This window comes from Rhodococcus sp. MTM3W5.2 (assembly GCF_001984015.1).
Taxonomy (GTDB): Bacteria; Actinomycetota; Actinomycetes; order Mycobacteriales; family Mycobacteriaceae; genus Rhodococcus_G; species Rhodococcus_G oryzae.
Genome location: NZ_CP019572.1, coordinates 595,360 through 608,253 on the forward strand (window position 1 = coordinate 595,360; position 12,894 = coordinate 608,253).

A 12,894-nucleotide genomic window follows, 5' to 3' on the forward strand; every position below is an offset into this window, starting at 1 on the left:
GCCGGCGCCGGGCCGACCCGGCCGGTGCAAGTGAGCGTTATCGCGGTCGGCCGGGCTCCACCAGAGCCGCGGCTCAATGCACGGCTGGACCGCGATCGCCGGCTGCTGCGACGGCATCGCGGACGAGGGCATCCGGATCCGTCGCCAGGCGGCGCAGATCGGCGTTGTACCGCTCTCGCAGGTTCGGGGTGAGCGCCGTGTCCGCCAGTACGAAGACGCCGTGCCGCCGCACCGCGGCCCAGGGCGAAGCGAGTCCCACGAACGCGGCCTCGGTCTCGTCCGTGTCGATCGTGCAGTACCCGCTGCCGGGAGACAGCCGATCGCACACCGCGTCGTGCAGCGCGGGATGCTCGGTCAGTGCAGCCTCCAACGGGCCGTAGTCCAACGGTTGGTGGACGCCGACGTCTCGGAAGGAGGTGTACGGGGCGGTGAGCCCGCGGACGGCGACCTCCCGGGGCAGCCGATCGAGTCGGGCCGTCACCAGATCCATCCGGCCGAGACGTGAGAGCGCCGCCGCTGCCCAGGCTCGGTCGGGTTCTCCCAGTCGACGGTTGCCCACGATCGCCTCCAGTGCGCTGACCACTTCCGTTGTGGGGATGCCGAGTTCGCCGAGCAGCTTCGCCCACAACCACTTCTCGCGGGCCACCGGAAGATGTTCCAGTATCGCGGGCACCGCATCGGGTCCCAGCTCACGGAGCCAGGCGCACGCGCGCTCGGCACCCGGGGCCGCGGGCACGGGGGAGTCGGCGATCGCGATCAACTCGATCACCCTCAGGTCGGGCGGCAGCGCGGTCAGCCGGTCCAGCGCCCGCTGCTCCTCGTCGAGTTCTGGGAAGTGCCTGCGTACCTGGGTCTTCGTCAGGCTCAGCGGAATCAGCTCCCACGCCTCGTCCATGGCCACCGCGACGAACTCCCGGCCGACGACCCCCTCGTCGATCAGTGTGCGGCGCGCCGCCTTGCAGGCCTTGGCGACAGTGCGCTCGAACCGGTCGTGGACGGCATGCCAGCGCTCGCCGTCATCGGCCGTCGCGGCTGCCTCGACGCGCTCGGCCAAGCGGTCCTCTGCCTCGCCCGGGTCTAGCTGCCACGGCCAGTCGGCCGGGCTCCATCGCAACGCGTCGGCATCGTGGTGGTCGGTCGCGACCGACGCGAGGGATTCCTCGCTGGCGACCCCGATCACCGGCCACGCGATCACGCCGCCGGCTTCGGCATAGAACTCGTGCACGGCGGCGCCGTAGATCCGGTCGTCGGGGTGTTCCACGCGCATCAGGCGCACGAATGCCACGATCTGATCCCGCACGGCCGCTTCCATGCTCGCCCAGTCCACCCGTCCGACCGTAGTGGAGGGCACGGGCGTCCCGGATAGGCTGCCCGGGTGAGACCGGATCTCGAACAGCTGCGTGACCTGCTCGAAGCATCGCCCGGACTGGCGAAGCGCCCGGCCGGTCCGGCGCCGCGGGAACTGATCGAAAGGGCGCAGGCCCGCCTGGGGCCGCTGCCGCCGTCCTACCGGTGGTGGCTCGGCGAGTACGGAGCGGGCTGGCTCGGTGGGGCCCCGATCGCGACAGCAGCGGCCGCGGAGGCCGACGACGCGATAACCGCCGCGTGGCGGTCTACGGGGACCCGGCTGTGCTTCCACGCCGAGGAGGACGGCGACACGCACCACTTCGCGCTCGATCGCCGGGGCACAGACGGCGAGTGGCCGGTGGTGCGCCGAGACCCGTTCGACGGCGCCGAGTACCCCGTGGCGGAGAACTTCGCGGGATTCCTCGCTGTCCAGGCCGCCCTTGCCCGTGGGCTCCGGGACGGCCCGAATCCGACGATCGCCGCGCTGTGGCGGTCGACGGCCGGGGTCCTGCGCGACGATGGCCTGCTCCTGTACGGACCGCACCAGATCCAGGAGCGCAACGAGACATTCGAGGTGCGAGAGTATGCACCCGACTGGGTGCTGGTCGGCGACGACAGTGGGGGGCGGGGACTGTTCATGCGGCGCCACGGACGGGACCGACGCAGCGTCTACCTGCTCGACCTCGGCGCGATCGGCGGGAACCTCGCCGTCGACGGCGAACTGCTCACCGACGACCTGCTCGGATGGTTGGCCATCGGGTGAACGGACGTCCGGGCCGCTCGGCCGTTACCGTCAGACGGACGCCAACGCTCGGGCGGCCCAACGACCATGATGCGCGCTGATCTCGATACCATGTTCGAAACATTCACTGATTCGGACGCTGGTGAGGACCTCCCCGATTGGTCCCTGCGCGAGGACCTGGCCCCGACGAATGAGGATCGCATGGGTGGTGGATGCCGGGATCTCCTCGATGTGATGGGTGACGAGCACGCTTGCAAGCCTGGGATTTTCGCGCCGAACCTGGTCGAGGGCCGTCAGTAGCTGTTCTCGGGCGGCGAGGTCGAGACCGGTGGACGGCTCGTCCAGCAGGAGCAGTTTCGGCTCCGGCATCAGGGCTCGGGCGATCAGCACTCGTCCCCGTTCGCCCTGGGAAAGGTTCGGCCATCGGGCATCGAGGTGGTCGGCAATGCCGAACGCCGCGATCAAGGCATCGGCCCTGTCGAGCTGCTGGGGGTTGGTGCCCAGCGTTGAATGAGCTCGGTCGTGTTGGTCAGGCCGGTGAGGACGACCTCGCGAACCGTGAGCGGATACTGCAATGGATGCCGGGGGTTAACGTGCCCGATCGCCGCGCGAAGGCTACGCATGTCCACCCGGCCGAGCCGATGACCGAGCACTCGGACGATTCCGCTCGTCGGATGGGTCTGGGCGCCGAGCAGGCTGAGTAGGGTGCTCTTCCCCGCCCCGTTCGACCCGAGCAACACCCAGTGCTGACCGGGCTCGATTGTTGCCGAGACATCCGAGATGAGCGCCCGCCCGTCCCGTACGACCGTGACGGCCTCGGTGGAAACGATCGGCGAAATCATGCGTGGTCCTCCATCTGCAGTGCCGTGATCACCGAGTCGATGTTTGCGGCCACTGCCGCCATGGCCGCGGCTCCGTCCTGCGCTTCGATGGCGGCCAGGAGATCGTCGTGCGCGCTCGAGGTGTCCGGATGTTCGGGCTCGTCCTTTTCGAGTTCGATGAGCGCGTCACGGAGCAAGGGGCGGACCGAGGCGAACAGCGACGCCAGGACGGCGTTGCCCGACAGTGCAACGATCGAGGCGTGGAAATCGAGGTCGGCATCGACGAAGTCCTCGATGTCGTTCCCCAGCAGGGAGTGCCGGACCGCGAGCCCCGATCGGATGGCACTGAGGTCGTGTGATCGGGCGCGCGCCGCGGCGAGCCGGGCCGCCTCGACTTCCAATGCGCGCCTGACTTCGAACACCTCGAGCAGGCGGGCGCGGCGCAGCAGCCGGGGGAGATCGGAGGCGCTCGGTGCGGCGCCGGACTCGGCGACGAACGTGCCGACGCCGTGACGCACGATCAGCTGGCCGTCCTGTGCCAACAGTCGGACAGCTTCCCTTATCGAGGATCGGCCGACCCCCAGCTCGGCGGCCAGGTCCGACTCGCGGGGCAGTCGTTGCCCCGCCGCCCAGTGGCCGCTCGAAATGCGGTCGCGCAGTAGTCGTTCCAGCTGTGGAACGAGTGGGCCGCTTCGCAGCTGAGAGTTCACAGGTGTCCTTTCGGTGGCACAGCCAGGCTACCAAAGAGATCAGACCTCTGATCTCTTTGGTGGGTGCCAAGCCCGTGTGCTCCCTGAGGTCGGTGAGAGGCGCACGCGGATCCTGGTCCGGATACCACGTGACCTGGCGGGTACCGCGCTGACGCGGCCCCGCCAGGCCCGGTGACTCAGACGATCGCGGGCAGCCGGACGACCTGGCCGGCGTAGGCCAGCCCGGCGCCGAAGCCGAGCAGCAACGCGGTGTCGCCGGGCTTGGCGCCGCCGGAACGGAGCAGCTGTTCCATGGCCATCGGAATCGATGCCGCGCTGGTGTTGCCGGTCTCGACGATGTCGCGGGCGACCGCGACTGTCTCGGGCAGTCCGAGGGTCCGGATCAGCGCGTCGGTGATGCGGCTGTTGGCCTGGTGCGGCACGAAGGCGTCCAGGTCGCCCGCCGTGATCCCGGATTTCTCCAGGGCGTCGCGGCACGCCTTCTCCAGGAAGGTCACCGCCCACCGGAACACCGCCGAACCGTTCATCCGGATGTAGGGCCGCTCCGTGGTGCCGCCGCTGGCTTCTGCGGCCGCGACCTCGGCGAAGTACTGCTTGAAGTCCTTGTCCTGCTTGATCGCTTCGGTCTGGGTTCCGTCCGAACCCCAGGCGACCGGACCGATTCCCTCTGCGTCGGCGGGACCGACCACGACCGCGCCCGCGCCGTCGGCGAAGATGAACGCGCAGGTCCGGTCGGTCGGATCGAGAAGGTCGGACAGTCGTTCGACGCCGATCACCAGGACGTGGCGGGCCTGCCCGGCGCGGACGAGGCTCGCGGCGTTGCCGAGCGCGTAGCAGAAGCCCGCGCACCCGGCGGAGATGTCGTAGGCCGCGGTGTCGTGCATGCCGAGCTCCGTGGCCACCACAGCGCCCGCCGACGGTCCCAGCACCATCTGTGAGGACGTCGCCAGCACCACGGCGTCGATCTGCCCGGCCTCGAGGCCCGCGGCGGCGAGCGCGTCGCGGGATGCCGCGACGCTCATCGAGACGATGGTCTCGTCGAGGTCGGCCCAGCCTCGGGACTTGATGCCGGAGCGGGTCTGGATCCATTCGTCGCTGGAGTTGATGGCGTCCACGATCTCGGCGTTGGGGACGACGCGTCGGGGTCGGTACGCGCCGAGGCCCAGCAGGGCCGTGTGCGTGACGGGATTGGCGGTGGCGATGGGGGCGGGCACAGCATCCTCTCCATGTGAACCGATCGGTCCATATAGTTGAGATCATCTAACATGAACCGATCGGTTCACACAAGCGCGGGAGGATTCGCATGACCACGGCACGACCGCGAGCTCGACTCCTCTCGAGCACCATCGCCACGGTGCAGGAGCTCGGGGTGAACGCGGCTGGGCTGACCGAGCTGCTAAAACGCAGCAATGCGTCGCGCAATTCGCTGTATCAACACTTCCCGGCCGGCAAGGGCCAGCTCGTGGAGACGGCGACACGGATCGTGTCGAGAGTGGTGCATTCCCACGTGAGCGTCATGGCGGAGAAGCTGGCGAGCGCGCCGTCGGTGGAGCAGTGGCTGGACGAGCTGTTCGCATTCTGGCGCGAGCCGCTCGAGTCCAGCGAGTACCGGCTGGGCTCGTTCATGATGGCCGCCGCGCTGGACGAGCAGAACCCGGCGGTGCAGGCCGCCGCGGGTCAGGCGTTCACCGATTGGACCTCCCGGCTCGCCGACGGGATGGTCGCGGCCGGCATCGAGGAAACGGCCGCGCGCTCGATGGCGGGGCTGCTGCTGTCGGTGATCGAGGGCGCCATCGTGCAGAGCCGCGCGCTCGAGTCGAGTCAGCCCTTCGTCGATGCACGCGCCCAGCTCGGCGTCCTGATGGGACATCACCTCACGCTCAGATGAGCGCCGGTGGTGCCGTCCGGTTGGCGGCACGCCGCCAACCGGACGGTCAGAAGCTATCCCCGCCCGGGCACTACCGAGATCGTGCCCTTGCAGACGGCCTTCTGGGTATTGATGAACCGCCATCCCCCACCGGTCTCGACGGTCACGGTGAAATCGACCGCTCCGACTCCCGTCCAGGTCCGGTTGATCGGGATTCCGGGCTTCTGCTGCAGGGCTGTCTCGTCGCTGACGCTGTGGCCGGTGGCTCCCGTCGTCGTGTTGGTCCAGTCGACCAGCACCCGTGTGCCGTACCAGTTGACTCCGATGCTCGGCAGGAGACCGGGGGGCGGCGCGGGCAGTTCGTTCCCGCCGCTCAGCAGGATTGCCGGCTCCAGCGCGGATCCGCCGGGTCGGAGCGACTCTCCCGACGAGGCATGGACGGTCCAGGTGAACGACGGCGCCCAGAAGAGCGGGTTCGCGCTCCCGCACGTCATGGTCGTCGACGTCGGCGGCGCGGGCTGAGCGTTCGCGACAGCGCCCCCGCCGGTCGCCACCGCGATACCCAGTCCGACAGCAGCGAGGGTCGCAGCGCACCCACGCCGCACCGATTGATTGCTCATGATCACTCCCCTTGATCCGAGAATGCGCGAACCGAGACGTCCGTCGCACCCTTCATTTCGGTTGCGCAACAGAATTCGTTACAAATCGTGCAACCTGGACCATACTCACACAACGGAATTCGGCAATCCCTGGCGCCCACGCGGTTGAGGTTTACCTGGGAGTGATCACCTGAGTCAGGGGGGTGATCCACCGCTATCGTGTCCGCAGCTTCGACGGAGGAGTTGACGATGAAGGCCGTTCTCTGTACCAACGCACAGCTGAGGGTGGCCGAGGTTTCGGCGCCAACACCGAAGGCGGGGCAGGTGCTCATCGACGTGCTGCGGTGTGGGATCTGCGGCTCGGACCTGCATGCGCGCGTCCATTGTGACCAGATGGCGGATCTGGCCGCCGAGTCCGGCTACGACGGGTTCATGCGCCCGCATCAGGATGTCGTTCTTGGCCATGAATTCTGCGGAGAGATCGTGGAGTACGGGCCTGGCTGCCGGAAGCGTTGGCCGGTCGGGACCCGGGTGGTCGCCATGCCGATCATCCGCCAGAACTCCAGCATTCACCTGACCGGGCTCTCTGCCGCGGCTCCAGGAGGCTATTCGGAACAGGTCGTCGTCCAGGAGGCGGTGATGATGGCGGTGCCGAACGGCCTGTCGGCCGAGAAGGCGGCCCTCACCGAGCCGATGGCGGTGGCCTGGCACGCGGTACGCAGGGGCGAGGTCGGCAAGCGGCAGACCGCTATCGTCATCGGCTGTGGACCGATCGGCCTGGCGGTGATCAGCATGCTCAAGGCGTCGGGAGTTCGCACCGTGGTGGCCAGTGACTTCTCGCCCAGCCGGCGAAGGCTGGCCGCGCAGTGCGGAGCCGACGTCGTGGTCGACCCCGCGACGCAATCTCCATGGACCTCGTACACCCAGCGGAACGAGTTCGTCCGGGTCCCCGACCTCCTCGATCTGGGTATCGGCACGATGGAGCGGCTACAGAAGGTGCCGAAACTGCCGTGGTGGCATGTCTTCCGGCTCGCCGACGCGGTCGGCGCGATGCCGTCCGGCCCGATCGTCTTCGAGTGTGTCGGTCTGCCAGGAGTGATTGACCAGATTCTGGCAAGCGCCCCGCTGCTCTCGCGTGTCGTCGTGGTCGGGGTGTGCATGGAGGTCGATCGAATCCGGCCGGCGATGGCGATCAACAAGGAGATCGACCTTCGATTCGTACTGGGTTATGACCCGGGGGAATTCCATCACGTGCTTCACATGATCGCCGACGGCAAGGTTGACCCGTCACCGCTGATCACCGGGACGGTCGGGTTGGCCGGGGTCGAGAACGCGTTCGCGGCGCTCGGCAACCCCGAGGAGCACGCGAAGATCCTGATCGACCCGAAAAGCCAAGCCGTCACGCCGTAGTCGGGGGCGCGCACCCTCTGGCGCGCATCCGATGATTGGCGGGAGGGATCCGCAGCGCAGGTGGATGACGCTCAACCGAGGCGCTCGACGATGAGGACGTTCGCGGTGCCGCCGCCCTCGCACATCGTCTGAAGCCCGTATCGTCCACCCGTGCGCTCGAGTTCGTTCAGGAGCGTTCCGAACAGCTTGGTGCCGGTGGCGCCGAGTGGATGCCCGAGCGCGATGCCGCCGCCGTTGACGTTGACGCGCTCCGGGTCTGCGCCGGTCTCGGCGAGCCAGGCGAGGACGACCGAGGCGAATGCCTCGTTGATCTCGATCACGTCGAAGTCGTCGATGCTCATGCCCGTCTTCCCGAGCGCGTACTCGGTGGCCGGGATCGGAGCGGTGAGCATGAAGACCGGGTCGGCGCCGCGTGCGCTCAGGTGGTGGATTCTTGCGCGCGGCACCAGGTTGTGTGTCTTGAGCGCTGCCGCGGACGCGACGAGTACGGCGCTGGCGCCGTCGGAAATCTGGCTCGCGAGTGCCGCGGTCAGGCGCCCACCCTCTCGGAGTGGTGGCAGCGCAGCCATCTTCGCCAGACTCGTGTCGCGGGGGCACTCGTCCACCTCGAACGAGCCGACCGGGACGATCTCGCCGTCGAATCGTCCGCCCGCGATCGCATCCCGTGCGCGCTGGTGGCTGCGCAACGCCCACTGCTCCATCTCCAGGCGGCTGATGCCCCACTTCTCGGCAATCAGCTCGGCGGCCCGGAACTGGGAGATCTCCGTGTTGCCGTAGCGGCGGCGCCAGTCTTCGGAGCCCGAATAGGGGTCGTCGAAACCGAACTCCCGGCCTGCAGTCATGGCTGCGGAGATCGGGATCCGGCTCATGCTCTGCACGCCGCCCGCAACGATCAGGTCCGCCGTTCCGCTCAGCACCGCCTGGGCGGCGAAATGCAGTGCCTGCTGGCTGGATCCGCATTGGCGATCGACCGTCACGCCAGGGACGCCCTCCGGCAGTCCGGCGGCCAGTGCCGACGTGCGTGCGATGTTGCCTGCCTGGCCGCCGATGGTGTCGACGCAGCCGAACATCACGTCGTCGATGGCCGCGGGGTCGATCGGGTTCCGGTCCGTGAGCGATCGGATCACGCTCGCGCCCAGATCGATCGGGTGGACGGCGGACAACGCGCCGTTCTTCCTGCCGACTGCGGTGCGAACTGCGTCGACGATATAGGCCTCGGCCATCGCGGGTTCCTCGTTTCCTCGGTCGCTTCGGGCATGTGTCAATCAGTTAGATGATTGCACCCTATCGCGGGCGGCTAGGTCGAGGGGGTGACCGGTGGAGATCGACCCGCGGCTGCGCACCGGGAATGCTCGCGGGAGGGGAGGCGTTACCGACGTGGAGTACCTGTCAGCGCGAAATGAGGAGTGGGGACATGGGTTCGCTTGAAATCATGGAGTGGCTTCGCGAGGGAGCAAACGCTGGAGACCCGATCCGGGGGCCGCTCTACGTCGTGACGTTCGTCGTCGGCGGACTGGTGAGCGTGCTGTTCGGTGGAGGAGTGATCTGACCGATCGACTGGTTGGACAGGACGGCCGCCGCCGGCTGCCTCGTCGGAGGCGATCGCGACGGCCGTCCGGTCCGGCAATCGCCGCACCCCAGGGCACATCCGGTCCCTAGGGTGTGCGTGCGAGCGTGACTCCGAGCCCGTCGATGCGGAGGTCGCGATCGGTGACGTCGACACCCGTGTCGGTGAAGCGCCGACCGCCAAGTGCGCCTGTGAGGAAGTCGCGGATCGGACCGTGCTGGGCGGCATTGGAATTGAGGGCATCCGGCGGTACCTCGATGGTGCCGTCGAAGTGACGGGCCTGCCCGGTGATGCCTGCCGGTTGCGGTGTCTGCCTGAGCGCGTCGACGGTGTGGAGGATCAGGTCGAGTCCGACGCCATTGCCGAAGTCCAGGCGCAGCGGCGTGCGAGAGCTCGCGACGTCGAACGATCCGACGGTGGCGGTCCAGCCCGCGGGGGAGCGGCCCGCGTAGCTGTACGGCGAGGTCGGTACGGACGGGTCGACGCTGCGGTCGTCGGCGGTATTGGCCAGACGCTCCCCGCTCAGAGGCACGTCGGTGGCGACGAAGGTCCACTTGTCCGCGGTGAGTTGCTTTGTCCAATAGCCGGTTCGGCCGCCGCTGGCGCCCTCGACGCGGAGTTCACGGGCGTCGGAACCGACGCCGGTCTTGTGGATCGAGATGCGGTCGGTGATCTCGCCGGGGACCTTCGGTTGGCGCAGCCAGTCGGGGGCGGGGAGCGAAATGGCGGCGGTGCCGACGTCGATGCGCTCGCTGAGCATGTCGGCGGCCTCGCGTAGGCCCGGCTGGTCCTCGTAGGAGTAGCGGAAGAAGACCTTGTCCGCGCCGGAGATGTCGAAGTCGTAGAGCCGGGTGTAGAGGTCGCCATGGCGATTCACCACGAGAGAGGTCGAGCCGCTGGTGGAGAGGGCGACCGCGCGGAAGCGGCCACCGGCGGGCATGCCGACTTCGTAGCTGTGATCGACCGGGAGCCAGGGGTCCACGTACCGAATGCGGGTGCCGCCGTCGGTGAGTGCGAAGACGTGGGAGACCTTGGCCAGGCCCACGGGGTGGTTGTTGCCCACGGCGTCGCGCCAGACATGGTCTTCGTTCGCGGACAGAACCGACCAGGTCCAGTCGAGCGTGCCCGGGGGAGGGTGTTTCCGGGGCCGGTCCAGAGCGGGGTGCCGTAGCGGGTGCTCCAGTTCCAGTCCTTGGGGGCCCTCAGGGCGTGGTCGAGGGTGTAGAAGCGGCCGTCGCGGTCCACCGCGAGCACCTCGTCATCATCCGCGGAGACCCCGACGACCTTGCCCGCCAGGCATCCGGGCAGCGGCATGGAGCGCCAACCGCCCTGCGCGGCGGCCTCCTTCACATAGATGCCGCCGTCGCGCGCGGTGAAGGACCACCGGCGGTTGAAGGTCTCGGTCGAGGTGCGGAAATGGATCTGATCGGGGAGTGCCGCGGTGGCGGGCGAGAAGGCCTCCAGCCCCGCGGTGCTCGGGTCCGCACCGATTTCGGGTGTGCCCACCGTGCCCACCAGCACGCATCCGGCCGGGTCGGCCGTCGCGCCGGGATGCACCGTGAGACCCGTGAAGACGATTCCGGCAACCGCGACGAGGGCGCCTCGCTTGGTAATTCGCTTCATCACACCCAGCCCAGGGTTCCGAAGATGATGAGGGCGAGGGCGTTGATGCTGAAGATCGTGCCGACGGTGATGGCCTTGGCGCGCACGGTCGCCATGTCGTGGACCCAGAAGCAGACGGCGAAGAACGGTACGTAGCCGATCAGCCAGATGAGGTAGGGGAAGCCCGGCTGCCACCACGACCAGTCCCAGGTCAGCACGCCCATCTTGTTCAGGACCACCTCGACGCCCACGGCAGCGGCGGAGTTGATCGCGATGAGGATCGGCCGGTTGGGGAGGCCGAAGATTCGGGTCTCCTTGGGCGGCAGCATTTTCGCCGCCGCGACGCCCATGACGGCGAACATGAAGCAGATCTCGATGTTCAGGCCGATGAGCAGCTGGTAGGCAGTCGGTCCGGTCGCGGCCCATACCGGCGCGCGGCCCGTGGCGTGGAAGACCAGCGAGTTCCAGATCTCGTTGAACAGGTCCATGCCCCACAGCGCGAGCCCGGCAAAGAAGACGTTCCAGTTCCGGCGCTCCACTTCCGTGGCATACACGTAGATGACCAGCAGCAGCAGCGGAATCACGTACCACTTGAATTGGCTGCTGTCGCGCAGCAGTTCGAGCGCCATCTTGGCGTGCTCGGTCATTCGCAAACCCTCTCCCCCGAGACCATCAGAAATCCCGAAGGAGTGTTACACATTGACGTCAGTTGTCACCCTGTAACTGTGAAACTGGGTTACGCCCAGTCAGCCCGGTGCGCGGATCAGGCCGTCGTGACCCTCTGCCACACGGTCCGAACCGGATCGGGGGAGGAGAGTGCCGTGGCCCCGGCTCGGAGCAGCAGAACGTCCTCGTTTCGGCGTGCCGCGAGCAACCCGGACTCCCAGAGCAGGATGCACTCCGTGGCGATGGCGCCGATCGCGTCGGATCTCTCGCCGCCGCCGAAGAGTCTGAATTCGGACTCGCACCCGGCCAGGCGCGCCAGCTCCGTGATGATCGGATACCACTTCAGTCTCGCGCCGGCGGCGCTCGTGTTCTTCGCGCCGAAGGCTCGCACGAACAGGTGCGCCGCAACGAGGGTCGGCTCGGCCGAGTCCAGCTGAGCGAATCCGTCGAATTCCGGTGGTGGGCGCTTCATGGTTCGATCGTCGCATCCGGAGGAAAGGACAGGGCAGTGAGTGTGCGCACCACCGGCCACTTCGACGGCGTCGACTTCGAGGGCTTCTGGGACGACGGCGACTACTCGCGGGAGAACTACGTCGAGCCCGCACCGACCGATGAGCTGATCGCGTCGCTCGAGGAGGAGCTGGGCGGGTATCGGCTCCCGGACTCCTACGTGGAATTGATGCGGATGCACAACGGCGGCATGGTCGAGCGACCGTGCCACCCGATGGACGAGTCGACGAGCTGGGCCGAGGACTACATCCAGATCAGCGGTCTGTATGCGATCGGCCGTACCGCCACCTGGTCGCTGTGCGGGGAGCTCGGCTCGACGTTCATGCGGGATGAGTGGGGCTACCCGGACATCGGCGTCGGTATCGCCGACACCCCGAGCGCCGGGCATGAGCAGATCGTGCTCGACTACCGTGCGTGCGGCCCTCACGGTGAGCCTCGGGTCGTGCACGTCGACCAGGAGGGCGACTACCGCATCACCGTGGTCGCGCCCGACTTCGCGTCCTTCGTCCGGGGCCTGGTGAGCGAGGACGAGTTCGACGACAGCGAGGAGACGCTGCAGGCCGATCTCGCGGTGGTGCGGCACGGCACGTTCTCGCCGATCGTCCGCCGCGCCCTGGAGGCGGCGGGACTGCGGGATGGCGAGGCACTGGTCCGCGGCCTCGCCGAGCGGATCGTGACGGAGAAGGGGTTCTTCGCGCTCCACGCGGACGGCGACTCGTGGCTGATGTACGACGTCATGTTCTGGCTGTACTCGCACCTGGCCGCCGCGTCATCGTTCGAGGACTTCGTGAACCGGGCCGAGGGGCAGGACGACTATGAGCGGCCCTGCTACACCCTCATGGTCACCACGTCGTTCGTGGCCGACCCATACGGTTTCTGCACGGGCGGATACGCGGAAGGGTTCCTGCGGGACTGGTGGGAGGCGAAGGTCGAACGCGGGAACCTCGTCGCCGCCGACGGCGGGTACCGGTTCGATCCGGAGTATGCGACACAGCTGCTGAGGGTTCTGCGTGCGACCGGCGGGATTCGCTGAGCGGCCGACGTCGGCGGACG

General features: G+C 68.0%; 14 protein-coding genes and 1 pseudogene. 5 read left to right on the forward strand and 10 right to left on the reverse strand.

What is annotated here, in order from left to right; translation table 11 throughout:
* Window positions 1-73: 73 nt before the first annotated feature.
* Window positions 74-1,327 (reverse strand): DUF4303 domain-containing protein, encoded by a 1,254-nt coding sequence (locus BTZ20_RS02795; protein ID WP_223263596.1) that lies wholly within the window; start codon window positions 1,325-1,327, stop codon window positions 74-76.
* Between the two features lie 48 nt (window positions 1,328-1,375).
* Between BTZ20_RS02795 and BTZ20_RS02800 the strand changes: the two genes are divergently transcribed.
* Entirely contained in the window at window positions 1,376-2,110 is a 735-nt protein-coding gene (locus BTZ20_RS02800) for an SMI1/KNR4 family protein (protein WP_077040299.1), read from the forward strand.
* A 30-nt stretch (window positions 2,111-2,140) separates the two neighbouring features.
* Here BTZ20_RS02800 and BTZ20_RS02805 read toward each other — a convergent pair.
* The 3 genes and pseudogenes from BTZ20_RS02805 to BTZ20_RS02815 form a co-directional block, all read right to left on the reverse strand.
* A pseudogene (locus tag BTZ20_RS02805) lies at window positions 2,141-2,931 on the reverse strand (ABC transporter ATP-binding protein).
* Window positions 2,928-3,620: a FadR/GntR family transcriptional regulator gene (locus tag BTZ20_RS02810; protein WP_077040300.1), complete on the reverse strand. Its 693-nt coding sequence runs from the start codon at window positions 3,618-3,620 to the stop codon at window positions 2,928-2,930. Before BTZ20_RS02810 ends, BTZ20_RS02805 begins: the two are co-directional and overlap by 4 nt.
* 176 nt (window positions 3,621-3,796) lie before the next feature.
* Window positions 3,797-4,834, reverse strand: coding sequence for a beta-ketoacyl-ACP synthase III (locus BTZ20_RS02815; protein WP_077040301.1), 1,038 nt, complete (start codon window positions 4,832-4,834; stop codon window positions 3,797-3,799).
* Window positions 4,835-4,923: 89 nt separating this feature from the next.
* Between BTZ20_RS02815 and BTZ20_RS02820 the strand changes: the two genes are divergently transcribed.
* Window positions 4,924-5,508, forward strand: a complete 585-nt coding sequence (locus tag BTZ20_RS02820; protein WP_077040302.1) for a TetR/AcrR family transcriptional regulator — start codon at window positions 4,924-4,926, stop codon at window positions 5,506-5,508.
* Between the two features lie 53 nt (window positions 5,509-5,561).
* Here BTZ20_RS02820 and BTZ20_RS02825 read toward each other — a convergent pair whose 3' ends face one another.
* On the reverse strand, window positions 5,562-6,107 hold the full coding sequence (locus BTZ20_RS02825) for a hypothetical protein (RefSeq protein WP_077043434.1): 546 nt from the start codon (window positions 6,105-6,107) through the stop codon (window positions 5,562-5,564).
* A 228-nt stretch (window positions 6,108-6,335) separates the two neighbouring features.
* On the opposite strand from BTZ20_RS02825, the gene BTZ20_RS02830 reads away from it, so the two are divergent.
* Window positions 6,336-7,496, forward strand: coding sequence for a zinc-binding dehydrogenase (locus BTZ20_RS02830; RefSeq protein ID WP_077040303.1), 1,161 nt, complete (start codon window positions 6,336-6,338; stop codon window positions 7,494-7,496).
* Window positions 7,497-7,567: 71 nt separating this feature from the next.
* Here the strand turns inward: BTZ20_RS02830 and BTZ20_RS02835 are convergent, their stop codons facing one another.
* Window positions 7,568-8,719, reverse strand: a complete 1,152-nt coding sequence (locus BTZ20_RS02835) for an acetyl-CoA C-acetyltransferase (RefSeq protein ID WP_077040304.1) — start codon at window positions 8,717-8,719, stop codon at window positions 7,568-7,570.
* A 191-nt stretch (window positions 8,720-8,910) separates the two neighbouring features.
* Between BTZ20_RS02835 and BTZ20_RS28830 the strand changes: the two genes are divergently transcribed.
* Entirely contained in the window at window positions 8,911-9,045 is a 135-nt protein-coding gene (locus tag BTZ20_RS28830; protein WP_257017466.1) for a hypothetical protein, read from the forward strand.
* A gap of 106 nt (window positions 9,046-9,151) precedes the next feature.
* Here BTZ20_RS28830 and BTZ20_RS02845 read toward each other — a convergent pair whose 3' ends face one another.
* The 4 genes from BTZ20_RS02845 to BTZ20_RS02860 form a co-directional block, all read right to left on the reverse strand.
* The gene (locus BTZ20_RS02845) at window positions 9,152-10,003 is read right to left on the reverse strand and encodes a hypothetical protein (RefSeq protein WP_077040306.1); all 852 of its coding nucleotides are present in this window, start codon (window positions 10,001-10,003) and stop codon (window positions 9,152-9,154) included.
* Window positions 9,937-10,686 carry a hypothetical protein gene (locus tag BTZ20_RS02850; RefSeq protein WP_077040307.1) on the reverse strand — a complete coding sequence of 250 codons (750 nt, stop codon included), beginning with the start codon at window positions 10,684-10,686 and terminating at the stop codon, window positions 9,937-9,939. Before BTZ20_RS02850 ends, BTZ20_RS02845 begins: the two co-directional genes overlap by 67 nt.
* Window positions 10,686-11,312, reverse strand: a complete 627-nt coding sequence (locus BTZ20_RS02855) for a hypothetical protein (protein ID WP_077040308.1) — start codon at window positions 11,310-11,312, stop codon at window positions 10,686-10,688. Before BTZ20_RS02855 ends, BTZ20_RS02850 begins: the two co-directional genes overlap by 1 nt.
* Before the next feature lie 116 nt (window positions 11,313-11,428).
* On the reverse strand, window positions 11,429-11,803 hold the full coding sequence (locus BTZ20_RS02860) for a hypothetical protein (RefSeq protein WP_077040309.1): 375 nt from the start codon (window positions 11,801-11,803) through the stop codon (window positions 11,429-11,431).
* A gap of 36 nt (window positions 11,804-11,839) precedes the next feature.
* Here BTZ20_RS02860 and BTZ20_RS02865 point away from each other — a divergent pair, with 36 nt between their 5' ends.
* A complete protein-coding gene (locus BTZ20_RS02865; RefSeq protein ID WP_077040310.1) occupies window positions 11,840-12,874 on the forward strand; it encodes an SMI1/KNR4 family protein in 1,035 nt (344 codons plus the stop codon).
* Window positions 12,875-12,894: the final 20 nt, after the last annotated feature.